The organism is Citrobacter sp. W9 (genome assembly GCF_026719375.1).
GTDB lineage: Bacteria > Pseudomonadota > Gammaproteobacteria > Enterobacterales > Enterobacteriaceae > Citrobacter > Citrobacter werkmanii.
Map to the genome: position 1 here is coordinate 130629 of NZ_JAPPTE010000013.1, position 26826 is coordinate 157454.

Sequence of the window (26826 nt, forward strand, 5' to 3'; positions counted from 1 at the left end):
ATCAGGAAAGCTGATGCAGCACCGCCTGGCTGGCGATGTGTGCGCTGGATAGCAAACGTTCGAGCGTATGCCCACAACGGGCTTTTCCCGACAGACCAAGCATCGTGGTACTGATGTAATCGGTCAGGCTATCAGCCACTTCGGGATGGCGCTGTGCAATAAAGTCATGAATTTTATGTTCTGCAACCGAGTAGAAAGCCCGGGCCACCTGCCGCGCCTGCGGATCGTTGCTATGCGTGCCCTCCAGAACCAAACAACCAGGCGCATGCGGATCCGCGGCGTAGCGTCGCGCCGCCTCTTCAAGCAACGCAGCAAGGCTTTCGGCAACCGGTCTGTCAGAACGCAAAATGTCATCAAACGGGATCGCATCGGTTTGTACATAGCGACCAAGCACGCGTTCATAAAGACCGATTTTGTTCCCAAAAGCGGCATAAAAACTGGGGGGTTTGATGTTCAGGGCCTGCGTAACATCCGCTACGCTCACAGCGTCGTATCCATGCGCGTGAAATAAGGGCTGTACTTTGGCAACAGCCAGTTCCGGATCAAAATTACGTGGTCGGCCTGGGGCGCGCGAACATTTTGTAGTGCTCATTACAAATCCATTGACAGAAAACCATGCACCCATTATATATCGATCACTACATAATTGTTCAAGGAGTATCTCATGTCCCCATTTAACGGCAAATCAGTTCTGGTTCTTGGCGGCAGTCGGGGGATTGGCGCGGCTATTGTGCGCCGTTTCGCCGCAGATGGCGCAGCGGTTACCTTTACCTATTCAGGCTCCGCAGACGCTGCAAAAGCGCTTGCGGATGAAACAGGTTCCCACACGACGCAAACCGATAGCGCCGATCGCGATGCCGTCATTAACCGGGTACGGGAAAGCGGCCCGCTGGATGTGTTAGTGGTGAATGCAGGAATTGTGCTGTTCGGCGACCCGCTGGAGCAGGATCCCGATGACGTTGAGCGCCTGTTCCGCATTAATATCCACGCGCCCTGGTACGCGGCAGTAGAAGCGGCACGACAAATGCCTGACGGCGGGCGGATTATCATTATTGGTTCAGTGAACGGCGATCGTATGCCAATTGCCGGTATGGCTTCCTACGCGTTAAGCAAATCTGCTCTGCAAGGCCTGGCAAGAGGGCTGGCCCGTGATTTCGGCGCGCGTGGCATTACGGTCAACGTAGTGCAACCGGGGCCCATTGATACTGACGCTAATCCAGCAGAAGGTCCATTGAAAGAGCTGATGCACAGCTTTATGGCGCTAAAACGCCACGGTCGACCAGAAGAAGTGGCCGGAATGGTTGCCTGGCTGGCTGGTCCGGAGGCCGGGTTTGTGACGGGAGCTATGCATACAATTGATGGGGCGTTTGGCGCCTGACAGTAATAACAGGCCGGAGACAAGTGCCCCGGCCTGTTCAGCTGTCTTAGTTCTCAGTATCGAGCTCGTCGAAGCTTTTCACCAGGTCATCAATCGCTTTGATCTGCGTGAGGAACTGTTCCAGTTTCGCCAGCGGCAGTGCGGATGGACCATCGCATTTCGCATTGGCTGGATCCGGATGCGCTTCAATAAACAGGCCTGCCAGACCTACCGCCATGCCCGCGCGCGCCAGTTCAGTCACCTGACCACGACGGCCGCCGCTTGCGGCGCCAAACGGGTCGCGGCACTGCAGCGCATGGGTGACGTCGAAAATCACCGGCGAATTGCCAGAGACCTTTTTCATCACGCTAAAGCCCAGCATATCCACAACCAGGTTGTCATAACCGAAGTTCGCGCCACGGTCACACAGGATAACCTTATCGTTACCGCCTTCATGGAATTTATCCACGATATTACCCATCTGACCCGGACTAACGAACTGCGGTTTTTTCACGTTGATAACGGCACCGGTTTTCGCCATCGCTTCCACCAGATCGGTCTGGCGAGCGAGGAATGCCGGCAGCTGAATCACATCCACCACGTCAGCAACAGGCTGTGCCTGGCTGGCTTCGTGAACGTCGGTGATCACTTTTACGCCAAAAGTTTGCTTCAGCTCCTGGAAGATTTTCATCCCTTCTTCAAGGCCCGGTCCACGGTAAGAGTGGATGGAAGAACGGTTGGCTTTATCAAAGGAGGCTTTGAACACGTAAGGGATACCCAGTTTTTGAGTAACGGTTACGTAGTGCTCACAAATGCGCATCGCCAGATCGCGGGATTCCAGCACGTTCATTCCGCCAAACAGCACGAACGGCAGGTCATTTGCCACGTTGATGTCGCCAATGCTAACCACTTTTTGTTTCATAGGATCGCCTTAAATGGTAGGTAAAGTGTCATTAATCAATGCAATACAATTTGTTTGTGCGAAATGGTATTAATCTGCGCACGAATCATTTCGCTGATCGGGTCTTCCGGACACTGCTCAACGAAATAACTTAAATCTGTCAGCGCAACATGTTCACACTCCAGTTGCGCATATATTAATCCCCGATCGCGTATTTCATACGGGTCTTCAGGATTAAACTGTAATAATGCTTCACTGGCTCGCAGCGCCAGTTCCATTTGCCGCTCTTCCATCAGCGATGATTTCAACGTGTCGAGCAGTTTGCGGATCACTTCTGCGTTATCCGCTTCATCCAGATCTTCATTAAACAGTTCCGCGACCGGGCTGATGTTCCCCTTCAGCCACACTTCCAGCGTGTGTTCATTTAACGTTTCGCCATTGAACGGATTGATTAGCCACATTTCGCCATCAAGCGATTCAATGCGCAGGATGAGTTGTGTCGGGAAAATCACCGGTACCAGCGGCAGATCCAGTCGGTTGGCAATCCATAATAAGATCGCGCCCAACGACACCGCACTGCCCTGACGATTTTTCAGAACCTGGTCGAGCCATAGTGCATCAGAAAGACGATAGACGCCGTGGGTATCCGTAAACCCCCATTCGCCGTAAAAAAGTGCCAGCAGTTTTTCCAGTTGCTCATCCTGAGACAGGAGCTGGCTAATTTCTTCTTGCGCCAGACTGACCAGACGTTCCAGTTCGTCATAGACAGTTTGTGTTGGAAAATCCAGACGGATAGACTCCGACGCCAGGATCATCCCATCACACAATGGCGCTTTATTAAATTCGAAATCAGCTAACGACCTCATGACTTACCCCAGTAACGGTATTTTTGTGGTGGCGAGTTTAATGATGATGTACAGCACCACCAACGCCAGCGGAAATGCGACTAATCGCGCCTGCTGGCTGCGCGCCCGACGGTAATCGAGTGCAATAAAACCCAAAACGATGTAAATGATAACCCCAAACAGCTTTTCAGTCAGCCATGTCCCTTGTTCGGTGAATGGCAGGATGTGCGTTTTAACCATTAACGCCACGCCGCTGACTAATAAAACGGTATCCACCACCGGCGGCACAATGCGCGTCCAGCGGGCACGGGCTAGACGCGCGTCGGTGTAACGCCACCAAAAACGCAGCGTCAGCAGACTAACGGAAAGCGCAATGCTGATGAGATGAACGTTGAGTAACACACTGATGGTACTCATGATGGGATGCGTCCAAGCGTAATTCGCTCGTTGCCGCCATAATCACTGCAGGTTTCAACCGCCAGATAACCCGCGCGCGTAAAGGCATCGCGCACGGCCTCACCCTGCTGCCAGCCATGTTCCAGCAACAGATAGCCGCCTGGCGTTAACACGTGCTGAGACCGATCGATAATATGTACGATATCCGCCAGCCCCTGATCGCCCGCCACCAGCGCCGACAGCGGCTCAAAGCGCACATCGCCCTGCGCCAGATGCGGATCCTGTTCGTCGATGTACGGCGGATTGCTGACAATCATGTCAAACTGCTGCCCCTGCAAAGCGCTAAACCAGTCGCTTTGCAGCACGCGAACATTGTCGATAGCCAGGTGCTGCGTATTACGCATAGCCAGCGCCACGGCATCCGGCATCCGATCAACCGCCGTCACCGCGCAATCCGGACGCTCGGTTGCCAGCGCCAGGGCAATCGCGCCCGTACCGGTCCCCAGATCGAGAATGCGACATGCACAGGCTGGCAAGCGAGCCAGCGCCTGCTCCACCAGACACTCGGTATCCGGACGCGGAATCAGCGTGGCTGGCGATACAAACAGCGGCAGCGACCAAAACTCGCGAACGCCGGTTAAGTGCGCCACGGGTTCGCCCCGCTGACGCCGCTCCAGTAATGTGTCGAGCTGCTGACGCTGCGCCTCGGTTAACAGCGTTTCGCCAAAAGCCAGAATAAAGGTGCGCCCCTTACCGGTAACGAACTCGAGTAAAATCTCGGCGTCACGGCGCGGGCTTTCGCTTGCCGGTAATTGGCTTATCGCTTCACGCAGCCAGTGCTGATAGTCCATTAATCCTGCTCGGACAATGCCGCCAGTTGGTCGGCCTGGTATTCCTGGACAATTGGCTCAATGAGCATATCCAGTTTGCCTTCCATCGCTTCATCCAGACGGTAGAGCGTCAGGTTAATGCGGTGATCGGTCACGCGCCCCTGCGGGAAGTTATAGGTGCGGTTGCGATCGCTGCGATCGCCGCTGCCCAGCAGGTTGCGACGTTCAGAGGCTTCCGCCTGTTGACGCCTTGCCACTTCGGCCGCACGAATGCGCGCCCCCAGCACCGACATCGCTTTCGCTTTGTTTTTATGCTGTGAACGTTCGTCCTGACATTCCACCACGATGCCGGTTGGCAAGTGGGTAATACGGATTGCGGAGTCGGTGGTGTTAACGTGCTGGCCCCCTGCGCCTGATGAGCGGAAGGTATCAATACGCAGATCGGCCGGGTTGATGTCCGGCAGTTCAGCATCCGGCAGTTCCGGCATGACCGCGACCGTACAGGCAGAGGTGTGAATTCGTCCCTGTGATTCCGTCGCCGGTACGCGCTGCACGCGATGACCGCCGGACTCAAATTTCAGTCGGCCATAAACGCCTTCGCCGCTAATCTTGGCAATGACTTCTTTAAATCCGCCATGCTCGCCTTCGCTGGCGCTCATGATCTCAACCCGCCAGCGACGCGCTTCAGCGTAACGGCTGTACATACGGAACAGATCGCCGGCAAACAGCGCCGCTTCATCACCACCGGTTCCCGCGCGCACTTCAAGGAAGGCGTTACGTTCATCATCAGGATCTTTCGGTAACAGCAGAACCTGCAGGTGTTGTTCCAGCTGTTCACATTTCTCTTTTGCTTCGCGCAGTTCATCCTGCGCCATTTCACGCATTTCAGGATCGTCGAGCATCATCTGAGCCGTCTCGATATCTTCCTGAACCTGTTGCCAGTCCGTAAAACAGCGCGATACATCGCTTAATTGGGCATATTCGCGCGACAGTGCACGAAAACGTTCCTGGTCTGCGATAGTACCCGCATCGCCGAGCAGCGCCTGAACTTCTTCATGGCGTTCATGCAGGGCTTCCAGTTTGGCAACGATAGAAGGCTTCATAGGCGTAAATGCACCCTGTAAAAATAAGATTGGTGTGCTGCTACTCCAGCCCGAGGCTGTCGCGCAGAATATTCAGGCGTTCACTATCCCCGTCACGGGCGGCCTGTTGAAGTGATTTGGTTGGTGCATGGATCAGGCGGTTAGTCAGTTTCCAGGCAAGATCCTGCATAATGGCTTGCGCATCACCGCCCTGTTGAAGAGCGGCCAACGCTTTGGCGGTCAGTTCATCACGGATCTGTTCTGACTGACTGCGATACTCGCGGATAGTGTCGCTTGCGCCCTGGGCACGCAGCCAGGCCATAAACTCACTGGTTTCCTGCGCTACAATCGTTTCGGCTTCCACAGCAGCCGCTTTGCGCTGCGCCAGGTTATGCGAAATGATGCTTTGCAGATCGTCAACGCTGTACAAGTAGGCGTTGGACAATTTGCCCACTTCCGGCTCGACATCGCGCGGTACGGCGATATCCACCAGCAACATAGGCTGGTTGCGACGGTTTTTAAGCGCACGCTCTACCATTCCTTTACCGATAATCGGCAGCGGACTGGCGGTTGAACTGATAATAATATCGGCATCCTGCAAGCGGGCGTCGATATCGCTCAATGAAATCACTTCGGCGCCGACTTCATTCGCCAGCACCTGTGCGCGTTCACGCGTACGGTTGGCGATGATCATATTCTTCACTTTGTGTTCGCGCAAATGACGCGCGACCAGCTCGATGGTCTCGCCTGCGCCGACTAACAGCACGGTTACCGTGGAGAGCGATTCAAAGATCTGCCGCGCCAGCGTACAGGCGGCAAAAGCCACGGAAACAGCGCTGGCGCCGATATCGGTTTCGGTACGGACACGTTTAGCGACAGAGAACGATTTCTGGAACATGCGCTCCAGCGCACTGGCGTTCTGGTGGCCTTTCTGCGAATCCGCAAAGGCTTTTTTCACCTGTCCCAAAATCTGCGGCTCGCCGAGCACCAGCGAATCCAGACCACTGGCAACGCGCATCAGATGGCTGACGGCGTCATTGTCCTGGTGCCAGTAGAGGCTATTACGCAGATCTTCTTCATTAAGGTTATGGTATTCGCACAACCAGCGAATCAGCGCTTCTTGCAGGTTATCCTGCTCTTCCACGCTGAGGTAAATCTCTGTGCGGTTACATGTCGACAGCACTACCCCGCCCTGCACCATTGGCAGCGCTTGCAGGCTGTCCAGCGCCTGATCGAGCGTATCCGGCGAAAACGTTACGCGTTCTCGCAGCGATACAGGTGCCGTTTTATGGTTAATACCAAGCGCTAAAAGGGTCATGTGAGCGGGAATAGTACCAGCGTTGATAAGGTTAGACTGGGTGCATCATACAGGATGCGTGCGGTCAATAAAAGAGACAGCCCCCTTTTGGAGTAATAGCTTAGCGCACAAATTTAAGCGATTTAAGATAACTTGAACGTAGACGATGTCAGATGGTGGCGCTAGCATTGAGAGTTATAACTGCAACGTATCTCAAGGATTTGTCATCATTATGACCCTGCCTGATTTTCGCCTGATTCGCCTGCTGCCCCTTGCAGCCCTGGTTCTTAGTGCCTGTACCCTCAACGCGCCGAAAGGTCCCGGCAAAAGCCCCGATTCCCCGCAGTGGCGCCAGCACCAGCAGGAAGTACGCGCCCTGAACCAATATCAGACGCGCGGTGCGTTCGCTTATATCTCCGATCAACAGAAAGTGTATGCCCGCTTTTTCTGGCAGCAAACCGGACAGGATCGCTATCGTCTGCTGCTGACCAACCCGCTGGGAAGCACGGAACTGGAACTCAATGCGCAGCCGGGCAACGTTGAACTTGTCGATAACAAAGGTAAGCACTACACCGCCGACGACGCCGAAGAGATGATTGGTAAACTGACCGGCATGCCTATTCCGTTGAACAGTCTGCGCCAGTGGATCCTTGGCCTGCCGGGTGACGCTACCGATTACAAGCTCGACGACCAATATCGTCTGAGTGAAGTGAACTACAGCAAAGACGGTAAAAGCTGGAAAGTGGTCTATAGCGCCTACGACAGCAAAACGCAGCCTGCGATGCCGGCCAACATGGAGCTGTCCGACGGCTCCCAGCGTATTAAGCTGAAAATGGATAACTGGATTGTGAAATGATGAGCCATTGGCCCTCTCCGGCAAAACTGAATCTGTTTTTATACATTACCGGGCAGCGTGCGGACGGTTACCACACGCTGCAGACGTTATTCCAGTTTCTCGACTATGGCGACGAGATTGGCATCAATCTGCGCCACGACGGTGAAATTCATCTCTTAACACCGGTGGAAGGCGTTGCGCATGAAGATAACCTGATCGTGCGCGCGGCACGTTTGCTGATGAAGACGGCGTCTGCGACCGCTCGCCTGCCCGCAGGAAGCGGCGCGGACATCAGTATCGAAAAACGCCTGCCGATGGGTGGCGGCCTGGGCGGTGGTTCGTCAAATGCGGCCACCGTTCTGGTGGCGCTGAATCATCTCTGGCAGTGCGGGCTTTCGGTTGATGAACTGGCGGCAATCGGTTTGACGCTGGGGGCGGATGTTCCCGTGTTCGTGCGCGGCCACGCGGCTTTTGCCGAAGGCGTGGGAGAAATTCTGACGCCGGTCAATCCCCAGGAAAAATGGTATCTGGTCGCTCATCCGGGAGTCAGTATTCCAACGCCGCTCATTTTTAACGATCCTGACCTCCCGCGTAACACGCCAAAAAGGTCAATAAAAACGTTACTAAAATGTGAATTCGGCAATGATTGCGAGGTTATCGCAAGAAAACGTTTTCGCGAGGTTGATGCGGCGCTTTCCTGGCTGTTAGAATACGCGCCGTCGCGCCTGACTGGTACAGGGGCCTGTGTCTTTGCTGAATTTGATACAGAGTCTCGTGCTCGCCAGGTGCTTGAGCAAGCCCCGGAATGGCTCAAAGGCTTTGTGGCGAAAGGCGTCAACCTCTCCCCTTTGCATAGAGCGTTACTCTAAATCATTCGGGTTTCAGGAAGATGGCGAGATGACGGAGCGCCTGGCGCATACAACAGTATGTGCTGGTGTGAGGAATTAACGCCAACGCACATGAAACGCGAAGGATGAAGGGTAAACCGGGCAAGCTGAGTTGCGGTGACAACGTCACCCTGTTCCAGACGTTGCATCGCGCTCTTTAATACACCGCATGGAGAGGATACTGCCTGGCCCGCACAGTTTTCGGCAGATTCTTTCCACCAATGGACGCATGCCTGAGGTTCTTCTCGTGCCTGATATGAAGCTTTTTGCTGGTAACGCCACCCCGGAACTAGCACAACGTATTGCCAACCGCCTGTACACTTCACTCGGCGACGCCGCTGTAGGTCGCTTTAGCGACGGCGAAGTCAGCGTACAAATTAATGAAAATGTACGCGGTGGTGATATTTTCATCATCCAGTCCACTTGTGCCCCTACTAACGACAACCTGATGGAATTGGTCGTTATGGTTGATGCGCTGCGCCGTGCTTCCGCAGGCCGTATCACCGCCGTTATTCCTTACTTCGGCTATGCACGTCAGGATCGTCGCGTACGTTCCGCTCGTGTACCGATTACCGCTAAAGTCGTCGCTGATTTCCTGTCCAGCGTTGGCGTTGACCGCGTCCTCACCGTTGACCTGCATGCTGAACAGATCCAGGGCTTCTTTGACGTACCGGTTGATAACGTATTCGGTAGCCCGATCCTGTTAGAAGACATGCTGCAACTGAACCTGGACAACCCGATCGTGGTTTCTCCGGATATCGGTGGCGTCGTGCGTGCCCGTGCTATTGCTAAACTGCTGAACGATACCGATATGGCTATCATCGACAAACGTCGTCCGCGTGCGAACGTTTCTCAGGTGATGCACATCATTGGTGACGTTGCAGGTCGTGACTGCGTACTGGTTGATGACATGATCGATACCGGCGGTACGCTGTGTAAAGCAGCAGAAGCACTGAAAGAACGTGGTGCAAAACGCGTATTTGCTTACGCAACCCACCCGATCTTCTCAGGTAATGCGGCAAACAACCTGCGCAACTCAGTGATTGATGAAGTCGTTGTCTGTGACACTATTCCACTGACTGACGAAATCAAAGCACTGCCAAACGTGCGTACATTGACCCTGTCGGGTATGCTGGCCGAAGCGATTCGTCGTATCAGCAACGAAGAATCCATCTCTGCCATGTTCGAGCATTAATCGAGCCCGGCTCAAAAACCCGCTGCGGCGGGTTTTTTTATCTGTAATACTTATTTGTATGACTTTTGCCTCCTTCACCTGCCATTTAGTTGACAGATGATGCGCTCATGGATGAAACATTATTGTGAACAGACTATTTTCCTCACATGTGATGCCTTTCCGCGCCCTCATCGACGCTTGTTGGAAAGAAAAATATACCGCTTCTCGCTTTACCCGTGACCTGATCGCCGGGATAACCGTGGGGATCATTGCCATTCCGCTGGCAATGGCCCTGGCAATAGGCAGTGGCGTTGCGCCGCAGTACGGTCTGTATACCTCCGCCGTCGCTGGGATTGTTATCGCCCTCACCGGGGGGTCGCGCTTTAGCGTCTCTGGCCCAACCGCCGCCTTCGTGGTGATCCTGTATCCGGTGTCGCAACAGTTTGGGCTGGCAGGCCTGCTGGTTGCCACGCTCATGTCCGGGATATTTCTGATCCTTTTCGGCCTCGCCCGCTTTGGTCGCCTGATCGAATATATTCCCGTGTCGGTTACGTTAGGCTTTACGTCGGGTATTGGTATCACCATCGGTACCATGCAGATTAAAGATTTTCTTGGCCTGCAAATGGCCCATGTACCGGAGCACTACCTGCAAAAAGTTGGTGCGCTGTTTATGGCCTTGCCGACCATCAACTTCGGCGATGCCGCCATTGGCGTTGTAACGCTGGGGATCCTGATTTTCTGGCCTCGTTTGGGGATCCGACTACCGGGCCACCTTCCTGCACTGCTGGCAGGCTGTGCGGTAATGGGAATTGTGAACCTGACCGGTGGTCACGTTGCGACCATCGGTTCCCAGTTCCACTACATTCTGGCTGACGGCTCACAGGGTAACGGTATTCCGCAGTTGCTGCCGCAACTGGTATTACCGTGGAATATGCCGGAGTCAAACTTTACCCTGAGCTGGAGTTCGTTACAGGCGCTGTTACCGGCAGCCTTCTCGATGGCGATGCTGGGGGCGATTGAATCTCTGCTGTGCGCCGTCGTCCTCGACGGGATGACCGGCACCAAGCATAAAGCCAACAGCGAGCTGATTGGTCAGGGGCTGGGTAACATCGTCGCGCCGTTCTTTGGCGGTATCACCGCCACGGCGGCAATTGCCCGTTCTGCGGCCAACGTCCGCGCCGGGGCAACCTCACCCATTTCTGCGGTCATCCACGCGATTCTGGTGATCCTGGCGCTATTGGTTTTAGCGCCGCTGCTTTCCTGGCTACCGCTTTCCGCCATGGCCGCACTGCTGCTGATGGTGGCATGGAACATGAGTGAAGCCCACAAAGTGGTGGATCTGCTGCGCCATGCGCCAAAAGACGACATCATCGTCATGCTGATGTGTATGTCGCTGACGGTGCTGTTCGACATGGTTATCGCCATCAGCGTCGGGATCGTTCTCGCCTCTCTGCTGTTTATGCGCCGTATTGCGCGTATGACGCGTCTGGCGCCGGTCAACGTTGATGTACCAGGCGATGTTCTGGTGCTACGCGTCATCGGCCCGCTGTTCTTTGCCGCAGCGGAGGGATTATTTACCGATCTCGAGTCGCGTATTGCGGGTAAACGCATTGTGGTATTGAAGTGGGACGCAGTCCCGGTGCTGGATGCCGGTGGTCTGGACGCCTTCCAGCGCTTTGTGAAAAAACTGCCTGACGGCTGCGAACTGCGCGTCTCAAACCTCGAGTTCCAGCCGCTGCGTACGATGGCGCGTGCCGGGATCCAGCCGATTCCAGGACGTCTGGCCTTCTTCCCAAATAAAGATGCTGCACTCGCAGACATCATCTAACCCGTCGCGGGTTGTTCCTGCACTACAGGTAAAAAAAATGGCTCCCGCGGGAGCCATTTTTATTGCAACGTAATGACTTAGGCTTTCAGCAGTTGCTCAGCCGTTGCCTTCACGCTCGCCAGCAGGACTTTCACATCCTCCAGGCACACGGTCGGGTTCAGCAGCGTCAGCTTCAGGCAGGTAATGCCATCGGCTTCGGTGACGCCGACGTTGGCGCTACCGGAAGCCAGCAGCACGTCGCCGATACGCTGGTTGAGCAGCGCAACAAACGCCATATCGTCGCTTGCCGGACGGAAGCGGAACAGTACGCTTGCCAGCTGCGGCTCCATCACCAGCTCCAGATGCGGCTGGGTTTTCACAAACTCAGCCACATCGCGGGCCAGCGTTACGCCGTTATCGATAATTTCGGCATACTGCTTTTTACCCAGCGCTTCGAGGCCCATCCACAGCTTCAGTGCGTCGAAACGGCGCGTGGTCTGCAGCGACTTCGACACCAGGTTCGGCACGCCGTGCTCTTCATCGAAATCAGAGTTCAGGTACGCCGCCTGGTAGCGCATCAGCTCGTAGTGACGCGCGTCTTTTAACAGGAACGCGCCGCAGCTGATGGTCTGGAAGAACTGTTTGTGGAAGTCCAGCGTCACGGAGTCTGCCAGTTCAAGACCGTTCAGGAAGTGACGATACTGCTCAGACAGCAGTAACGCCCCGCCCCATGCCGCATCGACGTGCATCCAGATCTGGTGCTCTGCCGCCAGCGCCGCGATATCCGCCAGCGGGTCGATAGCGCCCGCATCGGTCGTCCCGGCCGTGGCGACAATCGCCATCACCTGCTCGCCGTTGGCTTGCGCCTGGGCCAGCTTGTCTTTCAGGTCAGCGTGATCCATACGTGAGAACGCATCGGTCTTCACCTGAGTGACGGAACGGTAGCCCAGCCCCATCAACGCCATGTTTTTCTGCACGGAGAAATGCGCGCTTTCAGAGCAAAACACTTTGATTTTGCTCAGGTCGCCGGTCAGACCATTCTGCTGAATGGAGTGCCCCTGGCGAGCAAAGAACGCGTCGCGCGCCAGCATCAGGCCCATCAGGTTACTCTGGGTGCCGCCGCTGGTGAACACACCCGCATCACCTGCCGCATAGCCCACCTGCTCACGCAGCCATTCGATCAGTTTGATCTCAATGATCGTGGCCGACGGGCTTTGGTCCCAGGAGTCCATGCTCTGGTTAGTGGCGTTGATCAGCACTTCCGCCGCCTGGCTAATCACCAGGCTTGGGCAGTGCAGGTGCGCCACGCACTGCGCATGGTGAACCAACAGGCTGTCTTTGAGAAAGTATTCAACCGCACGCTCAATAGCGGCCTGGTTGCCCAGGCCCTGAGACGTAAAATTCAGGTTGATACGTTCGCGCAGCTGTTCAACGGTTTTGCCCTGATACATCTCAGGCTGCTTCAACCATTCAACGACCGCTTGCGTACTCTGCTCGATAGCGTCCTGGTAGGCAGCAATGCTCTGCGCCGAGCCGGACAGAATCGGGTTTACGTCTGACATTCGATCCAACTCCGTTTAAACCGGCTTTACGCCAGCGCCCAGCAGGGCGTTTTCGAATTTATCGAGGAACACTTCCAGCTCAGCGTTAGTGATCAGCAGAGACGGCAGCAGGCGCAGTACGCAACCGTTACGACCACCGCGCTCCAGAATCAGCCCGTTTTCGAAGCATTTTTTCTGCAGCAGCGCAGACAGCTCACCATCGGCCGGGTAGCAGCCCATGTGATCCTGCGCTTCGTTCGGCTTAACGATTTCCAGACCGATCATCAGACCCAGACCGCGCACCTGGCCAATCACCGGGTAGCGTTTCTGCAGGTCAGCCAGTTTGCCTTTCAGCCACTCGCCCTGGGCGGCAACTTTGTCGGCAATCTTGTCATCTTTAAGGATCTTCAGCGTTGTCAGGCCAGTCGCCATCGCAAGCTGGTTGCCGCGGAAGGTACCGGTATGGTGGCCCGGAGCCCACGCATCGAACTGCTTCTTAATCCCCAGAACCGCCAGTGGCAGACCGCCGCCCACCGCTTTGGACATGACGATGATGTCTGGCTCGATACCCGCATGTTCGAAGGCGAACAGCTTACCGGTACGCGCGAAGCCTGCCTGGACTTCATCGATGATCAGCAGAATGCCGTGTTCCTGAGTGACTTTACGGATGCGCTGTAACCACTCGACCGGCGCCGGGTTCACGCCGCCTTCGCCCTGCACGGCTTCAAGGATCACCGCAGCCGGTTTACGCACGCCGCTTTCAACGTCGTTGATCAGGTTTTCGAAGTAGTAAGTTAATGCTTTCACGCCAGCCTCACCGCCGATACCCAGCGGGCAGCGGTACTGATGTGGATACGGCATAAACTGCACTTCCGCCATCATGTTGCTGACGGCTTCTTTCGGCGACAGGTTGCCGGTTACGGACAGCGCGCCGTGGGTCATCCCGTGGTAGCCGCCGGAGAAGCTGATAATGCTGGAACGGCCGGTCACTTTCTTCGCCAGCTTCAGCGCCGCTTCAACGGCATCGGCGCCGGACGGCCCGGTGAACTGCAGGCAATACTCTTTGCCCTGGCCCGGTAATAAAGACAGTAAATAAGATGAAAATTCATCTTTTAACGGCGTGGTAAGATCAAGCGTATGTAACGGTAAGCCGCTTGTGATGACACTTTGAATGCTCTGCAGCACTTCAGGATGATTGTGACCGAGCGCCAGGGTACCGGCACCTGCAAGACAATCAAGATATTGATTATTTTCTACGTCAGTAATCCAGACGCCCTGCGCTTTCGCAATCGCTAATGGCAGTTTACGTGGATAGCTGCGGACATTAGATTCAAACTCAGCCTGTCTTGCTAAAAAGGTATCATTGCTCTGCGGTAATGAATTAGCACTTAAAGTATCAATACGGACTTTATCCGTCATCATATCACTCCTACAACCAGGTGTAGATTAACGCCTGATTGAATAAATGGTTATAAGGATTACCTGTAAAAAAGCGCGGCTAATATATGTTGTTTTAGCACAGGACTCAATCATTTATTTTCCAACGTCTTAAATGAGCATTTTTACCTTAAAATTCAAAGCATAAAGTACATCTGACATTAGGAAATCATAAACAAATATAGCTATTTATTTTACAAAATTGTTGCCAGTCGCAATGTATACGATGTTATAAAAACCATGAGGTTTTCATGTTTTTATTATTTTTTTACATGTTTTTACCATTAATAATGTACGCGTTTATTCACTACGACATGATTTTTCACTTATTTTTCGATAAATCGAATAAAAAAGTCGATCCCTAAATATAAATCACTTAGTATGGCGCGCTTATTTACAGGCTCTGTAAATAAAGAACTAATGCGCAGCACCCGGTAACGCGTACAGGCGACACGCGTTATCGACAACAGGTATTGCCTGGGTTGTCAGCAGAAATGTTCGCGGGCGGACATTTCGTAAGGAGAACGTACGTTCCCTTATGCCGAGAATGAAAATTTTCTAGCCATACTTTTATGGCGCCCTGATATGAGATTGTTATGACTCGCATTTATCCACCATCCGTCGTTGCCAAATTTGGCGGCACCAGCGTCGCTGATTTTGATGCGATGAACCGCAGCGCCAGCATTGTTCTTGCTGATCAAGATGTCCGTTTAGTCGTTTTGTCTGCTTCCGCAGGCGTAACAAACTTACTGGTCGAGCTTTCTGAAGGTCTGGAAACACATCAACAATTAGATAAGCTTGAGACGTTACGCGCCATCCAATACAACATTATTTCCCGCCTGAAGCAGCCGTCCGTTATCAGCACGGAAATCGATAATCTTCTCAACAACATACGCCGCCTTGCAGAAGCGGCGACGGTTTCACCGTCCGATGCGCTAAGCGATGAGTTAGTCAGCCACGGCGAACTGATGTCCTCTTTGCTGTTTACTGAAGTATTACGTGAATGGCACGCCGAAGCCGGGTGGTTTGACGCCCGCAGCGTAATGCGTACCAACTCGAACTACGGCTGCGCTGAACCGGATCTCAGCACCCTGCACTACCAGGTGGAGACTCATCTGCGCCCGCGTCTTGAACAGGCTATTATGGTTACCCAGGGATTTATTGGTCGTGACGCAGGCGGGCATACCACAACGCTGGGACGCGGCGGGAGTGATTACACCGCCACGCTACTTGGTGAGGCGCTGCACGCCGCACGCGTGGACATCTGGACTGACGTTGCCGGGATCTACACCACCGATCCGCGCATTGCACCACGGGCCAAACGGATCGACCATATCTCATTTTCCGAGGCCAGCGATATGGCCGCCTACGGTGCAAAGGTTCTTCACCCGGCGACGCTGCTGCCTGCCATGCGGAAAAAAATTCCGGTCTTTGTTGGCTCAAGTAAAGATACTTCTGCCGGTGGTACGCTGGTGCACAACACCACCGATAATCCACCGCGTTATCGGGCACTCGCCGTGCGCCGTAAACAGACGTTATTACGATTACACAGTCTGCACACACAACCGCCCTGTGCTTTTCTGGCGCAGGTATTTGCCATTTTATCCCACCACGCGGTGGCAGTGGATTTGGTCACAACATCAGAAAATTGTATTGCGCTGGCGCTGGACGCCACTCATGCGACATCGGGTGAGGACCATATTCTGAGCACGGCATTGTTTACCGCATTGTCCTCCCACTGTCGGGTGGAAGTGGAAACCGGACTGGCATTAGTCACTTTGGTGGGCAATAAACTGACCCAGGCTGCGGGGGTTTGCAAAGACGTTTTTGCCTGGCTCGAAGAGCATACGGTACGCATGATTTGCCACGGCGCATCAAACGATAACCTGTGCATTTTGTTACCGGCCGACGCGGCGGATAGCGCGGTTAAGACGTTACATTATCGATTATTCGAATAACATCTCTGCAAATGCGCAGCGAAGATAAGCGCATTTATCCAGGACGACATGAACAAGCAGAGGACTGGTTTTCAACCAGGACTCTGCCCGCAAACAGTGGCTCTCGCAGCGGAGAGGCTATTTAGTTGTGACGATGATTGGTATCACCGCGACGGCAGCGTTTGTCATAATGACGTACCCACCAGTAACGGTCACTGATTTGTTCGTGCCCGCCGACTCTGGCCCCCGCTAACCAGAGAACTCCGCCGACAAAAATACTGAGCACGGCACCATGTGCGAAAAACTGTGGCAGATTAAATTGCGGCAGTTGGTTTAAAATAGAGTAACCAACGCCACCCACCATCACCACCAACCCTAAAGCCATGAGCACGTTACCGAGTAACGAAGCGTTTTTGCGTTTCATGTGTCACCTCCGGAACTTTGGGTTGTTACAGGGAATACCCCTAATCCTTATGTGTAAAGTATAGACAACACTGCCGTTCGCAAGTGCGGGAGCGATCACAATTACAAACACCCGCGCAACAAAACTTTACAAATAAGCTACTGAACACACTCAATTTCTAATAGTCCAGTTTCGCAATTATTCAGTTTTCTGAGGATAAGCACGCAGTTTTTTGTCAAGCGCAGCGCCAGACAGTAAACTACACGTCGTTTATAGATACATTCAGGACAAAACACGTGTCGATTAAATTGATTGTCGGTCTGGCAAACCCCGGCGCAGAATATGCGGCAACGCGGCATAACGCCGGTGCTTGGTATGTTGATCTACTGGCAGAGAGACTACGCGCACCCCTGCGCGATGAGCCGAAATTCTTCGGCTACACCTCCAGGGTTACGCTCGAAGGCGAAGATGTCCGCCTGCTGGTGCCGACCACATTTATGAATCTGAGCGGCAAGGCGGTCGGCGCGATGGCCAGTTTTTATCGCATCAACCCCGATGAAATTTTGGTTGCGCATGACGAACTAGACCTGCCGCCAGGGGTGGCGAAATTTAAGCTTGGCGGTGGTCATGGCGGACATAATGGCCTGAAGGACATCATCAGCAAGTTAGGCAATAACCCTAACTTTCATCGTTTACGCGTTGGAATTGGCCATCCGGGCGATAAAAACAAAGTTGTCGGGTTTGTTTTAGGCAAACCGCCTGTTTCTGAACAGAAGTTAATTGATGAAGCGATTGACGAAGCGGTCCGTTGTACCGAGATTTTGTTCAAAGATGGCCTGACTAAAGCAACGAGCCGGTTACATACCTTTAAAGCGCAATAAGCAGCGATGTGCGGCATTTTGCTCGCGTGCTGTGTATAATAGGCGAAGTTATTTACTTTTCTACAATCTGTTTTCCATAACAGATTGAATATCAAAAGATTAAGGTGATTTAAACATGGGATTCAAATGCGGTATCGTCGGTTTGCCAAACGTAGGCAAATCCACCCTGTTCAACGCGCTCACAAAAGCGGGTATTGAAGCGGCAAACTTCCCGTTCTGTACTATCGAGCCGAACACGGGTGTTGTCCCGATGCCCGATCCGCGTCTGGATCAGCTGGCCGAAATCGTCAAACCGCAGCGCATCCTGCCAACCACGATGGAATTCGTTGATATCGCGGGCCTTGTAAAAGGCGCCTCTAAAGGTGAAGGTCTGGGTAACCAGTTCCTGACTAACATCCGCGAAACCGAAGCTATCGGCCACGTGGTGCGCTGCTTTGAGAACGACAACATCATCCACGTTAATAACAAAGTGGATCCGGCTGACGATATTGATGTTATCAATACCGAACTGGCGCTGTCCGATCTGGATACCTGTGAACGCGCTATTCATCGCGTACAGAAAAAAGCCAAAGGCGGCGACAAAGACGCCAAAGCTGAACTGGCTGCCCTGGAAAAATGCCTGCCGCAGTTGGAAAACGCTGGCATGCTGCGCGCGCTGAAAAATCTGACTGACGAAGATAAAGCGGCCATCAAATACCTGAGCTTCCTGACGCTGAAGCCGACCATGTATATCGCCAACGTCAACGAAGACGGTTTTGAAAACAACCCGTACCTCGACAAGGTGCGCGAAATCGCCGCTGCCGAAGGTTCCGTGGTGGTAGCCGTTTGCGCCGCCGTTGAAGCCGACATCGCAGAGCTGGACGACGCCGACCGTGAAGAGTTTATGGCCGAGATGGGTCTGGAAGAACCGGGGCTGAACCGCGTGATCCGCGCAGGCTATGAGCTGCTGAATCTGCAGACCTATTTCACCGCGGGCGTGAAAGAAGTACGTGCATGGACCATCCCTGTCGGCGCTACCGCTCCGCAGGCGGCCGGTAAAATCCACACCGACTTCGAGAAAGGATTCATCCGTGCACAGACTATCGCGTTTGAAGACTTCATCACCTACAAAGGTGAGCAAGGCGCGAAAGAAGCCGGTAAGATGCGTGCGGAAGGGAAAGATTACATCGTGAAAGATGGCGATGTGATGAACTTCCTGTTCAACGTCTAGACGCGTTTAACAATGAGATTTCAAAATCCACGCCACGGCGTGGATTTTTCATTTTAGCCTTTTTTTAAATCCACACCTGTAATTTACTCAGGCATGTTCCAGCCAGTGCCTGAATATTGGGGTTTGCAGTATTCCTTGAAAATCAATCAACCCCGAACAACCAAGTTTCTTGATCAGATTTTGCCTACTCAGGTAAATCGTTTTTAAGTGCAGGTTCAGCAAGCCAGAAATTTCAGAAATAGTCCGCCCTTCCCCTAATTGCGTTAAGATGTATTTATCCCGTTCAGTCAGGACGATATTTATTTCAGCTTGCTGGTCGTGTTCAGTATCAATGCTGATAATTTCAGCGATAAATTTTTTGATTGAGGCTACGCCACTGTCTACAGGAAGCCTGTAGAATGAAAGTTCATTGAGGTACTGATACAGATGACCATCAATCAGAAGCACCAGCCGATGCGTCCTGAGATCATAGTTTTGTTTTTTTACAGTGTTGAAGTAGTTGATCGTAAAGAAAACAAGACGCACATTCTTATCTTTATACTCTATATCAGCGAGAATATTCTCCAGACCTTGCCTGATAAAAACATCATCAATCCACAAGTGTGCTTGTCTGGCGTGTTCCTGAACTGTATTCATCATTGATGACCTCTAAAAAATCACAATTAACCTGACGGGGTTCAGAACGAATAGCTGGTTGAAAGTGACTCATAATCTGCATATAAAGATCGGTTAATATAGCATTCTTCTCATTCTTCAGCTGTGCACTGAGCGCCTGAACAAGAACGTCATCACTGACATAACCCATTTTTAACATCACATTACGCTCTAAGTTCTTGTATAAAGCGCACTGGAAAATATAATTCTCCGGAATTGAATTAATCATATCAAGCCCATAATAATGTAGTCTAAGAATGAGAAGATGCTATGTGTAGTCTTAATTCAAAGTATACAAATACTCAGCACATACTATGGATGCTGGAGCTTCATGATTATATAATAATTTTATTAGACGTCGTCAGCTGTATAGCGCAACACTATTTCCAGTGTTTTTCTGATGATATCAGCCTGAACAACATCTGTTGTCGATTCCAGTGAAGCAATTAGGCTTAAAATGATGTTTTTATTATTAACATTATCGCCAGCTAAAATCACATTTGTTACTGCCTGCCCCAATACAACGGATTCATCTGCTAATAGCTCACCGGCATTACGGAAGTAACTCGACAAAGCCTTATCTGCAATTGCTCTGTGAACATTCATTTCCTGAAGCATAGTCACCTCGCTTGTATAGTATGGAAAATGGTCTCTAATGTAATTTAGGCTTTTTACTGCCACTGAATACACTCTCATCAACAGTTCTTTCCGGTTTGGGGGTCATCCTTGCCGGATTAGAATCTGTGAAATCATGAATTATGCTGTCAATAAGATGTCTACGCCCGGCATCCACTTCACTCGCCTTCATAAGACGTAATTGCTTAATCAATGCGGGTAATGATATTACCGTGTTCATGCGCAAAATCTGTATAACAGCTAAACCTGTAATTTCGTGTTTCAAGCGTTCATGGTCAGTTTTCTTCATAACTACTTCACTACTTTCCCCATTTATATGTTTTAGGGTGTCCCTTTATTCGAAGAGCAGGCCGATTAGGGCATTGTAATGCTTCTGTTCGTCCTCACCAGATGCTTTTTCAAGACGGTTCAAAAGCTTGGCACAGAGTGACTTTCGGCTCAGGTTGCGTCCATCTTTTAGTATCTCAGTGACGATTTCTCCCAATGTTTCCTGCTGTGTAGGAAGATGCGCTTTTGCAAAGTAACGAGAAATTGCGTTTGCGGAATCAGTGAGAACTCTGTGCTGCTGCATATGTTGCTCCTGTAACAAAATGCTGATGAGTATTAAGTTTTATAACAGTAGCAAAGTTGTACCAAAAATGTGTACACGAAGATAAAGCAAATTTTAACATAAAGTGCTATATTATATTTTTCAACGAATTAGAGTGAAAATAAAAGGTACAACCGCTCCAGCTGCTGTACAGCCTTTGTTTCCCGGGAGCGGTTACGACGTCTGTATAGACTTACACGTGTAAATTTATGGTTAAAATAATGTATTGAAAATCAGGACATAACCGCGTTTGTCTGATACTGTCCTTACCTCACCTCATCCCTTAATCCCGGACTGTCCATGCTCACGACCATTATTTACCGTAGCCATCTACGTGATGACGCCCCCCTCTGTGCGATTGAGGATATGGTGATGGCCGCAAATCTGAAAAACAGGCGCTCTGATGTTACAGGGATCTTGCTCTTTAACGGTCAGCATTTTTTCCAGCTGCTCGAAGGCCCAGAGGAGCAAGTGAAGGAGATTTATCGTTGTATCTGTAACGACTCACGGCACTACAATATTGTCGAACTGATGTGCGATTATGCTCCTGCCCGCCGGTTTGGGAAGGTCGGGATGGAGTTATTTGATTTACAAAAACATGAACGGGCTGAGGTCTTACAAGCGGTACTGAATCAGGGGACGTCAAAATTCCAGCTCACCTATGATGACCGGGCATTGCAGTTTTTCCGGACATTCGTACTGGCAACGGAAAAATCGACTTATTTTGAAATCCCTGCTGCCGATTTCTGGGATTTTATCACCGATAAAAGTTGTACAACCCTTAATGAAGCAGAGCTCGCGTCAAATACCGACTACACCTTTGCCTTTCAACCAATTATCGACCCTATGTCACAACGCGTTATCGCTCTGGAAGCGCTTATTCGTGGTAAAGATGGGGAAACTCCGGCAGCGTACTTTGACAAATTAAGCACGGAAGAGATGTACACCGCGGATCTGGAAAGTAAAAAGACGGCATTTGCCATGGCCAGCGCTCTGAATCTTGGTGAAAAAATGTTGTCAGTCAATCTGTTACCCATGACGCTGGTGAACAGACCCGACGCTGTTAACTTTCTGATTCATGAAATAGCCGCAAATGGACTGGTCCCTGAACAAATCATCGTGGAATTTACCGAGAGCGAAGTCATCTCCCGCTTTGATGCTTTTGCACAGGCGGTAAAATCACTTAAAGCAGCAGGGATTTGTGTGGCAGTTGATCATTTTGGCGCGGGTTATGCTGGGCTTTTACTTCTGTCTCGTTTCCAGCCGGACAGAATAAAGATCAGTCGAGAACTCATTGCTGATGTCCATAAAAGTGGCCCAAGACAGGCCATCATTCAGGCGATCATTAAATGCTGTACTTCACTTGAGATTCAGCTTTCAGCCGTTGGCATTGAAAAACCCGAAGAATGGATGTGGCTTGAATCCGCTGGGATCGAGCTTTTCCAGGGTAACTTATTTGCAGCAGCCTTGCTGAACGGTACCCCTTCTGTGGCATGGCCTGAGAGAAAATAAATCGCCACACAATAAATCATTAATATTCAATGGATTATGAAAGTCATTTGTTACCTCCCCCCTTTTCTGAGGTTAAAGCCAGCAATATTCTCACGCGTGATAGTAAAGTAAATCTTAATTTTGCTAGAATGCTCTGTATGTTTTGTACAATTTGATGCATGTTGTACAAAGTGACAGGAACCGCATATCGGTGACGGAGAATCAGGAGTGTTTGGGGGAACTATGGCTTATTACAGCATCGGCGACGTCGCAGAACGTTGCGGGATAAATCCCGTAACCCTTCGGGCATGGCAACGACGCTACGGTTTACTCAAACCTCAACGAAGCGAAGGCGGACACCGACTCTTTGATGAAGAGGATATTCAACGTATTGAAGAAATCAAACGTTGGATTAGCAATGGTACGCCTGTCGGGAAAGTGAAAGCATTACTGGAAACCAGTACCCGCGAAACTGATGATGACTGGAATCAATTGCAGGAAGAGATGATGAGCATTCTGCGGATGGCCAATCCGCCGAAGCTGCGGGCCAAAATGCTCTCTCTTGGCCGCGCGTATCCGGTCGATGCGTTGATTGACCGAGTCTATCTTCCTGTACGCCAGCGACTCATACTTGATCATAATACCTCTCGCATAATGAACAGCATGCTTGACGGCGCGCTGATCGAATATGTTGCGGTACTTCTGTCAGAAACGCGTCGCAAGTCAGGGAAAGATGCCATTCTGATGGCCTGGGATGTTGAAGACAGAACCCGTTTATGGCTTGAGGCCTGGCGCTTATCGCAATCCGGGTGGCATATCGCCATTCTTGCAGAGCCTATTGAAACACCACGTCCTGAGCTATTCCCCGGGCAAACGCTTTTCGTCTGGACCGGTACGGCGCCAACCAGACGACAAAATGAACTGCTGCAACACTGGAATGAGCAGGGATACAAAGTTATTTTCCACGGGCCTTAAGCCGACAGATGCCCAGCTTAATGCAATAAAGCAAACACATTTTATTATCATATTGTTTACTTTTAGAGGTGCGTCATAAATCTGACAAAATGTGTTTTTTGCAAAATGCGCATATTAAATCACTCCAGTCTCGCAAAAAGTCATAAAGACAGCACAAAACAAGCATAGTTATTCATCTTTCAACTAAAGCCCATACTATCCATGCCGATAAGCTGCGTTGGCTGGGGGGGCTACTCCATGAAAAAAATGTTAAATTTAGGTGTATATGGTGAGATTCACTGTATACCACGGCCAAATTAAGAACATATTACTTTTATAACTAAGGTTTATCATGGATAAGTTATCTTACGCTTCAGATAGCAGCACATCTGCCTGGAATACCTACCTGCAACAAATCGAGCGTGTGGCCCCTTACCTGGGCGAACTTTCCCATTGGGTGGATACCCTGCGTCACCCAAAACGCGCGTTGATTGTTGATATCCCGGTACAAATGGATGACGGGACTATCCGTCATTTTGAAGGGTATCGCGTGCAACATAACCTTTCCCGTGGTCCGGGCAAAGGCGGTGTGCGTTTTCATCCTGATGTTGATCTTAATGAAGTGATGGCCCTGTCCGCATGGATGACCATCAAATGCGCAGCATTGAATCTGCCGTACGGCGGTGCCAAAGGTGGTGTGCGCGTCGATCCGTTCTCACTGTCTGAAGGCGAACTGGAGCGTTTGACCCGTCGCTATACCAGCGAAATCGGCATTATTATTGGACCACAGAAAGACATCCCTGCGCCGGATGTGGGTACAAACGGTAAAGTGATGGCCTGGATGATGGATACCTATTCCATGAACCACGGCACCACCGTGACCAGCGTGGTCACCGGTAAACCTATTCACCTCGGCGGCTCGTTAGGCCGTGATAAAGCCACCGGTCGCGGCGTTTTTGTCAGCGGTCTGGAAGTGGCTCGTCGTGCCAATATCGACGTTGAAGGCGCTCGCGTCGCGGTGCAAGGTTTTGGTAACGTCGGCAGTGAAGCCGCCCGTCTTTTCGCGGCAGCTGGTGCACGCGTAGTCGCTATTCAGGATCACACCGCGACGCTGTTTAACGCTACCGGCATCGACATGTCCGCGCTGTCAGCCTGGCAACTGGAGCACAAACAGATTGCTGGTTTCCCGGGGGCGGAAACCATCGCCAGCGAGGCTTTCTGGAGCCTGGAGATGGACATTCTGATCCCTGCCGCGCTCGAAGGTCAGATCACCCGTCACCGCGCTGAAACGCTGACCTGTAAACTGATACTCGAAGGTGCCAACGGTCCAACCTATCCGGATGCCGACGACGTTCTGGCAAGCCGCGGTATTGTGGTTGTTCCTGACGTAGTTTGTAACGCCGGCGGCGTTACCGTCAGCTACTTCGAATGGGTTCAGGACATGGCAAGCTTCTTCTGGAGCGAAGAAGAGATCAACCAACGCATGGATAAAATCATGACCGATGCGATGGTACACGTGTGGGAAAAGGCCGCTGAGAAATCCTGCTCTCTGCGTACCGCCGCCTATATTGTCGCCTGTGAGCGTATTTTGCTGGCACGTAAAGATCGCGGAATTTATCCGGGCTAAGCCCCCTAAGTAACCTTGAGCATAAGCCACTTGCGAAGCAGGTGGCTTTCTATCTGCAGCTCACCGGGATCATGTACAATTCTGCACCAGGTGCAACTGGCCGAGCTATTGTTTCTTCACTCGCTGCGGGTTTCTCTGCGCTGAAAACCCTCTTTTCCTGTGCAGCGATGAGGAATTGTAATAATTCGCAATCCGACCTCAACCTAAATTTGTTCATTAAGGCTCGACGGTGTGCCAGCACCGTTTTCTGACAAATATGCATATGCAAACCAATTTGCTTTGACGTGAGCCCTGACAATAATAAACGAATTAACTGATGCTGCTGCGCTGTGAATGTTTTATGTGGGCAACCTAAGCAAGAGCGCCCCTTATTGGTTAAATTTGCATTTTTCGCTAAGGACCAGTGATGTTTAATCACCGTCCCCATTTGACTGGTCGGAGTATCGTGAGGAATAAAAACAATATGGTTGATACATGAAGGCACTTCGCCACGCGCAGGAATATGCTCCCTGTCAATTAAACCCACAATAAGCCCTGGAGATCGGGTAAAGAATTCTGAATGGCAAAGATAATGTTCACCGGGGCTGAGCATTAAAATCATCACATCATCAGTTGCCCTATTTTTAGATTCAAAATTCTGAATGCTCAGAGTTTGCTGGGCCATTTCCAGTGAAAATATTTTTCTTAGTAATGCGATCAATCCCAATTTATACATATTGTCATCACAGCGGATGCTGATGTTCATTAAGGCGCCTGCTTTAGTTTATTGGTAGGTCATAGAAATAGTAATCGCAGAATTGATGGTTCCAGGCGTTACCAGCCCTTGCTCACTATAGATTCTGGCGCGCAAACGCCATGTATAGCGCTGATTGGAAATATTTGCGGTTAATGATTTTCCGTTGCCAAGGGGCACACCATCGCTCGCCTGTACCTGGATTGCTACGGGTGAGGCGGTACCGATATTCCGGTACATATCATTGGGATGGTCGCTATCGGCATTACCGTTAAATAATACCGTTACACGGCTTGTCCCGGCAGGACACTGTTCAACACTTAATTCAAAAGCGACCCACGGCGTGGTCGAACCCGCGGTGTATAACGATGAAGCGGTGACAGATTGCCCGGGCGTTAAATCAACAGTTTTGGTCACACTGTCGCTGCTCACCTGACAGGGCGCGGTTTTGACATTGCCGTTGATGTTGAGCGTCACAGGATCACCCATCCCCCATACAGGTGATGCGAGTATCATCACTATGGCCGTCCTTTTTCCAGGTAACATTATTTATTCCCTGTTATTGGTAAGTAATATTCAACGTCGCGGTTGCATTGGCGCTTCCCGGTCTGACGACCGGCTTAGTCTGGTAGTAACGCGCTATCAGCGGCAACGTTTCCTGCCCGCCAGTTGAACGCTTCAATACAATGCGATTATTCAGTTGCAACGGAACGTTGTTATAAAGCATTTGTATTCCTACCCCGTCTGCAGTTCCCTGCGTTCCCTGACCGTTCAGCGCCAACACGCTCGTATCGCCTGTCACATCGGGGTTCTGCGTACCCATGAGTTCCACGTTAATGTTGGCGGACGCATCGCAGTTAAGTCCAAGGTTCTGGCTATCGCTACGCGGCGGGTTAAACCCCGATTGGTTAGAGAATTCACTGGCATTAATGTCGCCAAGGTTAAAATTCAGCGTCTGGCTGGAAACAGAGCATGCTAATACCGTTACCTGCGTATTTGCATCCAGGGAAATTTGTGTAAAATAATTATCTGGTGTGACGAACCATCCCTGCATTATTACTCCCGGCGTTAAATACCCAGGGGTTATTTTCCCGGTTTTAATTAACATTACATCGTAAAAACCGAGATTATAAATGTAAGCCATACCGTTGGATGGCAGCACAAAACTACCAGGTAAAACTGATACACGAATTCCGGTGATGCTGCCAACTTACTGATTTAGTGTATGATGGTGTTTTTGAGGTGCTCCAGTGGCTTCTGTTTCTATCAGCTGTCCCTCCTGTTCAGCTACTGACGGGGTGGTGCGTAACGGCAAAAGCACT

Annotated in this window: 30 protein-coding genes; 12 read left to right on the forward strand and 18 right to left on the reverse strand. The window is 51.4% G+C overall.

Going from position 1 to position 26826, the window contains the following annotated elements; genetic code table 11:
- Window position 1: 1 nt before the first annotated feature.
- On the reverse strand, window positions 2–592 hold the full coding sequence (locus OOJ59_RS18215) for a TetR/AcrR family transcriptional regulator (RefSeq protein WP_038641141.1): 591 nt from the start codon (window positions 590–592) through the stop codon (window positions 2–4).
- Window positions 593–664: 72 nt separating this feature from the next.
- Between OOJ59_RS18215 and bdcA the strand changes: the two genes are divergently transcribed.
- On the forward strand, window positions 665–1378 hold the full coding sequence (gene bdcA, locus OOJ59_RS18220) for an SDR family oxidoreductase (protein WP_069324659.1): 714 nt from the start codon (window positions 665–667) through the stop codon (window positions 1376–1378).
- A gap of 46 nt (window positions 1379–1424) precedes the next feature.
- Here the strand turns inward: bdcA and kdsA are convergent, their stop codons facing one another.
- Genes kdsA through hemA form a run of 6 tightly spaced genes read right to left on the reverse strand, consistent with a single transcriptional unit; the run spans window position 1425 to window position 6729 of the window.
- Window positions 1425–2279 (reverse strand): 3-deoxy-8-phosphooctulonate synthase, encoded by an 855-nt coding sequence (gene kdsA / locus OOJ59_RS18225; RefSeq protein ID WP_038641145.1) that lies wholly within the window; start codon window positions 2277–2279, stop codon window positions 1425–1427.
- 35 nt (window positions 2280–2314) lie between these two features.
- Complete coding sequence (gene sirB1, locus OOJ59_RS18230; RefSeq protein WP_006684256.1) at window positions 2315–3124, reverse strand: invasion regulator SirB1; 810 nt, start codon at window positions 3122–3124, stop codon at window positions 2315–2317.
- Window positions 3125–3127: 3 nt separating this feature from the next.
- On the reverse strand, window positions 3128–3520 hold the full coding sequence (sirB2, locus tag OOJ59_RS18235) for an invasion regulator SirB2 (protein ID WP_121529128.1): 393 nt from the start codon (window positions 3518–3520) through the stop codon (window positions 3128–3130).
- Window positions 3517–4350: a peptide chain release factor N(5)-glutamine methyltransferase gene (prmC, locus tag OOJ59_RS18240; protein ID WP_160955573.1), complete on the reverse strand. Its 834-nt coding sequence runs from the start codon at window positions 4348–4350 to the stop codon at window positions 3517–3519. The genes sirB2 and prmC overlap by 4 nt, the downstream gene beginning before the upstream one ends.
- Window positions 4350–5432, reverse strand: a complete 1083-nt coding sequence (prfA, locus tag OOJ59_RS18245; protein WP_038641152.1) for a peptide chain release factor 1 — start codon at window positions 5430–5432, stop codon at window positions 4350–4352. The genes prmC and prfA overlap by 1 nt, the downstream gene beginning before the upstream one ends.
- 40 nt (window positions 5433–5472) lie before the next feature.
- A complete protein-coding gene (hemA, locus tag OOJ59_RS18250) occupies window positions 5473–6729 on the reverse strand; it encodes a glutamyl-tRNA reductase (protein WP_121529130.1) in 1257 nt (418 codons plus the stop codon).
- A gap of 211 nt (window positions 6730–6940) precedes the next feature.
- Here hemA and lolB point away from each other — a divergent pair, with 211 nt between their 5' ends.
- From lolB to dauA, 4 genes are all read left to right on the forward strand, one after another.
- Entirely contained in the window at window positions 6941–7564 is a 624-nt protein-coding gene (gene lolB / locus OOJ59_RS18255; protein WP_003020792.1) for a lipoprotein insertase outer membrane protein LolB, read from the forward strand.
- Window positions 7561–8412 (forward strand): 4-(cytidine 5'-diphospho)-2-C-methyl-D-erythritol kinase, encoded by an 852-nt coding sequence (ispE, locus tag OOJ59_RS18260; protein ID WP_038641157.1) that lies wholly within the window; start codon window positions 7561–7563, stop codon window positions 8410–8412. The genes lolB and ispE overlap by 4 nt, the downstream gene beginning before the upstream one ends.
- Window positions 8413–8677: 265 nt before the next feature.
- Window positions 8678–9625 (forward strand): ribose-phosphate diphosphokinase, encoded by a 948-nt coding sequence (gene prs, locus OOJ59_RS18265; protein ID WP_001518537.1) that lies wholly within the window; start codon window positions 8678–8680, stop codon window positions 9623–9625.
- Window positions 9626–9749: 124 nt separating this feature from the next.
- The gene (gene dauA / locus OOJ59_RS18270; protein ID WP_071888142.1) at window positions 9750–11432 is read left to right on the forward strand and encodes a C4-dicarboxylic acid transporter DauA; all 1683 of its coding nucleotides are present in this window, start codon (window positions 9750–9752) and stop codon (window positions 11430–11432) included.
- A gap of 77 nt (window positions 11433–11509) precedes the next feature.
- On the opposite strand, the gene OOJ59_RS18275 is transcribed toward dauA, so the two are convergent.
- Window positions 11510–12973 carry a pyridoxal phosphate-dependent decarboxylase family protein gene (locus tag OOJ59_RS18275; RefSeq protein ID WP_370606036.1) on the reverse strand — a complete coding sequence of 488 codons (1464 nt, stop codon included), beginning with the start codon at window positions 12971–12973 and terminating at the stop codon, window positions 11510–11512.
- A gap of 15 nt (window positions 12974–12988) precedes the next feature.
- Window positions 12989–14374 carry a diaminobutyrate--2-oxoglutarate transaminase gene (locus tag OOJ59_RS18280; RefSeq protein WP_038641163.1) on the reverse strand — a complete coding sequence of 462 codons (1386 nt, stop codon included), beginning with the start codon at window positions 14372–14374 and terminating at the stop codon, window positions 12989–12991.
- A 611-nt stretch (window positions 14375–14985) separates the two neighbouring features.
- Between OOJ59_RS18280 and lysC the strand changes: the two genes are divergently transcribed.
- Entirely contained in the window at window positions 14986–16347 is a 1362-nt protein-coding gene (lysC, locus tag OOJ59_RS18285) for a lysine-sensitive aspartokinase 3 (RefSeq protein ID WP_160955571.1), read from the forward strand.
- Between the two features lie 121 nt (window positions 16348–16468).
- Here lysC and ychH read toward each other — a convergent pair whose 3' ends face one another.
- Window positions 16469–16750 carry a stress-induced protein YchH gene (gene ychH, locus OOJ59_RS18290; RefSeq protein WP_003833480.1) on the reverse strand — a complete coding sequence of 94 codons (282 nt, stop codon included), beginning with the start codon at window positions 16748–16750 and terminating at the stop codon, window positions 16469–16471.
- A 275-nt stretch (window positions 16751–17025) separates the two neighbouring features.
- On the opposite strand from ychH, the gene pth reads away from it, so the two are divergent.
- Entirely contained in the window at window positions 17026–17610 is a 585-nt protein-coding gene (gene pth / locus OOJ59_RS18295) for an aminoacyl-tRNA hydrolase (protein WP_085048075.1), read from the forward strand.
- A gap of 115 nt (window positions 17611–17725) precedes the next feature.
- Window positions 17726–18820 (forward strand): redox-regulated ATPase YchF, encoded by a 1095-nt coding sequence (gene ychF, locus OOJ59_RS18300; RefSeq protein ID WP_038641169.1) that lies wholly within the window; start codon window positions 17726–17728, stop codon window positions 18818–18820.
- Window positions 18821–18907: 87 nt separating this feature from the next.
- Here the strand turns inward: ychF and OOJ59_RS18305 are convergent, their stop codons facing one another.
- From OOJ59_RS18305 to ycgZ, 5 genes are all read right to left on the reverse strand, one after another.
- Window positions 18908–19459 (reverse strand): LuxR C-terminal-related transcriptional regulator, encoded by a 552-nt coding sequence (locus tag OOJ59_RS18305; protein WP_121529139.1) that lies wholly within the window; start codon window positions 19457–19459, stop codon window positions 18908–18910.
- Entirely contained in the window at window positions 19410–19703 is a 294-nt protein-coding gene (locus OOJ59_RS18310; RefSeq protein ID WP_038641174.1) for a hypothetical protein, read from the reverse strand. The genes OOJ59_RS18305 and OOJ59_RS18310 overlap by 50 nt, the downstream gene beginning before the upstream one ends.
- A 122-nt stretch (window positions 19704–19825) precedes the next feature.
- Window positions 19826–20092, reverse strand: coding sequence for a biofilm/acid-resistance regulator YmgB/AriR (locus tag OOJ59_RS18315; protein WP_038641176.1), 267 nt, complete (start codon window positions 20090–20092; stop codon window positions 19826–19828).
- A gap of 34 nt (window positions 20093–20126) precedes the next feature.
- Window positions 20127–20399: a hypothetical protein gene (locus OOJ59_RS18320; RefSeq protein ID WP_160955570.1), complete on the reverse strand. Its 273-nt coding sequence runs from the start codon at window positions 20397–20399 to the stop codon at window positions 20127–20129.
- A 45-nt stretch (window positions 20400–20444) separates the two neighbouring features.
- On the reverse strand, window positions 20445–20681 hold the full coding sequence (gene ycgZ / locus OOJ59_RS18325) for a regulatory protein YcgZ (protein WP_038641180.1): 237 nt from the start codon (window positions 20679–20681) through the stop codon (window positions 20445–20447).
- A gap of 318 nt (window positions 20682–20999) precedes the next feature.
- Here ycgZ and OOJ59_RS18330 point away from each other — a divergent pair, with 318 nt between their 5' ends.
- The 3 genes from OOJ59_RS18330 to OOJ59_RS18340 all read left to right on the forward strand — a co-directional run bounded on the left by OOJ59_RS18330 (window position 21000) and on the right by OOJ59_RS18340 (window position 24771).
- Window positions 21000–22211, forward strand: coding sequence for a diguanylate phosphodiesterase (locus OOJ59_RS18330; protein WP_069324669.1), 1212 nt, complete (start codon window positions 21000–21002; stop codon window positions 22209–22211).
- 222 nt (window positions 22212–22433) lie between these two features.
- Entirely contained in the window at window positions 22434–23165 is a 732-nt protein-coding gene (locus tag OOJ59_RS18335; RefSeq protein ID WP_038641185.1) for a MerR family transcriptional regulator, read from the forward strand.
- A 331-nt stretch (window positions 23166–23496) separates the two neighbouring features.
- Window positions 23497–24771: a Glu/Leu/Phe/Val family dehydrogenase gene (locus OOJ59_RS18340; protein ID WP_038641196.1), complete on the forward strand. Its 1275-nt coding sequence runs from the start codon at window positions 23497–23499 to the stop codon at window positions 24769–24771.
- A gap of 49 nt (window positions 24772–24820) precedes the next feature.
- Here OOJ59_RS18340 and OOJ59_RS18345 read toward each other — a convergent pair whose 3' ends face one another.
- From OOJ59_RS18345 to OOJ59_RS18355, 3 genes are read right to left on the reverse strand one after another with little or no spacing between them, the layout of a single operon-like run.
- Entirely contained in the window at window positions 24821–25516 is a 696-nt protein-coding gene (locus tag OOJ59_RS18345; protein ID WP_160955569.1) for a helix-turn-helix transcriptional regulator, read from the reverse strand.
- Between the two features lie 18 nt (window positions 25517–25534).
- Window positions 25535–26020 carry a fimbrial protein gene (locus OOJ59_RS18350; RefSeq protein WP_226809270.1) on the reverse strand — a complete coding sequence of 162 codons (486 nt, stop codon included), beginning with the start codon at window positions 26018–26020 and terminating at the stop codon, window positions 25535–25537.
- Window positions 26021–26063: 43 nt separating this feature from the next.
- Entirely contained in the window at window positions 26064–26558 is a 495-nt protein-coding gene (locus OOJ59_RS18355) for a fimbrial protein (RefSeq protein ID WP_268063447.1), read from the reverse strand.
- A gap of 196 nt (window positions 26559–26754) precedes the next feature.
- Here OOJ59_RS18355 and OOJ59_RS18360 point away from each other — a divergent pair.
- Window positions 26755–26826 (forward strand): IS1 family transposase (locus tag OOJ59_RS18360; RefSeq protein ID WP_001568368.1); only part of this gene is annotated, 72 nt, incomplete at its 3' end.

Coding starts and splice junctions, on each gene's coding strand:
- hemA (WP_121529130.1), bottom strand. CDS start 6,729: ATGACCCTTTTAGCGCTTGGTATTAACCATAAAACGGCACCTGTATCG.
- OOJ59_RS18335 (WP_038641185.1), top strand. CDS start 22,434: ATGGCTTATTACAGCATCGGCGACGTCGCAGAACGTTGCGGGATAAAT.
- lysC (WP_160955571.1), top strand. CDS start 14,986: ATGACTCGCATTTATCCACCATCCGTCGTTGCCAAATTTGGCGGCACC.
- OOJ59_RS18355 (WP_268063447.1), bottom strand. CDS start 26,558: ATGCAGGGATGGTTCGTCACACCAGATAATTATTTTACACAAATTTCC.
- OOJ59_RS18315 (WP_038641176.1), bottom strand. CDS start 20,092: ATGCTTCAGGAAATGAATGTTCACAGAGCAATTGCAGATAAGGCTTTG.
- OOJ59_RS18215 (WP_038641141.1), bottom strand. CDS start 592: ATGAGCACTACAAAATGTTCGCGCGCCCCAGGCCGACCACGTAATTTT.
- ychF (WP_038641169.1), top strand. CDS start 17,726: ATGGGATTCAAATGCGGTATCGTCGGTTTGCCAAACGTAGGCAAATCC.
- bdcA (WP_069324659.1), top strand. CDS start 665: ATGTCCCCATTTAACGGCAAATCAGTTCTGGTTCTTGGCGGCAGTCGG.
- kdsA (WP_038641145.1), bottom strand. CDS start 2,279: ATGAAACAAAAAGTGGTTAGCATTGGCGACATCAACGTGGCAAATGAC.
- prmC (WP_160955573.1), bottom strand. CDS start 4,350: ATGGACTATCAGCACTGGCTGCGTGAAGCGATAAGCCAATTACCGGCA.
- OOJ59_RS18280 (WP_038641163.1), bottom strand. CDS start 14,374: ATGATGACGGATAAAGTCCGTATTGATACTTTAAGTGCTAATTCATTA.
- OOJ59_RS18275 (WP_370606036.1), bottom strand. CDS start 12,973: ATGTCAGACGTAAACCCGATTCTGTCCGGCTCGGCGCAGAGCATTGCT.
- sirB2 (WP_121529128.1), bottom strand. CDS start 3,520: ATGAGTACCATCAGTGTGTTACTCAACGTTCATCTCATCAGCATTGCG.
- OOJ59_RS18345 (WP_160955569.1), bottom strand. CDS start 25,516: ATGAACATCAGCATCCGCTGTGATGACAATATGTATAAATTGGGATTG.
- ychH (WP_003833480.1), bottom strand. CDS start 16,750: ATGAAACGCAAAAACGCTTCGTTACTCGGTAACGTGCTCATGGCTTTA.
- OOJ59_RS18310 (WP_038641174.1), bottom strand. CDS start 19,703: ATGATTAATTCAATTCCGGAGAATTATATTTTCCAGTGCGCTTTATAC.
- OOJ59_RS18320 (WP_160955570.1), bottom strand. CDS start 20,399: ATGAAGAAAACTGACCATGAACGCTTGAAACACGAAATTACAGGTTTA.
- prfA (WP_038641152.1), bottom strand. CDS start 5,432: ATGAAGCCTTCTATCGTTGCCAAACTGGAAGCCCTGCATGAACGCCAT.
- lolB (WP_003020792.1), top strand. CDS start 6,941: ATGACCCTGCCTGATTTTCGCCTGATTCGCCTGCTGCCCCTTGCAGCC.
- OOJ59_RS18305 (WP_121529139.1), bottom strand. CDS start 19,459: ATGATGAATACAGTTCAGGAACACGCCAGACAAGCACACTTGTGGATT.
- ycgZ (WP_038641180.1), bottom strand. CDS start 20,681: ATGCAGCAGCACAGAGTTCTCACTGATTCCGCAAACGCAATTTCTCGT.
- OOJ59_RS18350 (WP_226809270.1), bottom strand. CDS start 26,020: ATGATACTCGCATCACCTGTATGGGGGATGGGTGATCCTGTGACGCTC.
- OOJ59_RS18340 (WP_038641196.1), top strand. CDS start 23,497: ATGGATAAGTTATCTTACGCTTCAGATAGCAGCACATCTGCCTGGAAT.
- ispE (WP_038641157.1), top strand. CDS start 7,561: ATGATGAGCCATTGGCCCTCTCCGGCAAAACTGAATCTGTTTTTATAC.
- sirB1 (WP_006684256.1), bottom strand. CDS start 3,124: ATGAGGTCGTTAGCTGATTTCGAATTTAATAAAGCGCCATTGTGTGAT.
- OOJ59_RS18330 (WP_069324669.1), top strand. CDS start 21,000: ATGCTCACGACCATTATTTACCGTAGCCATCTACGTGATGACGCCCCC.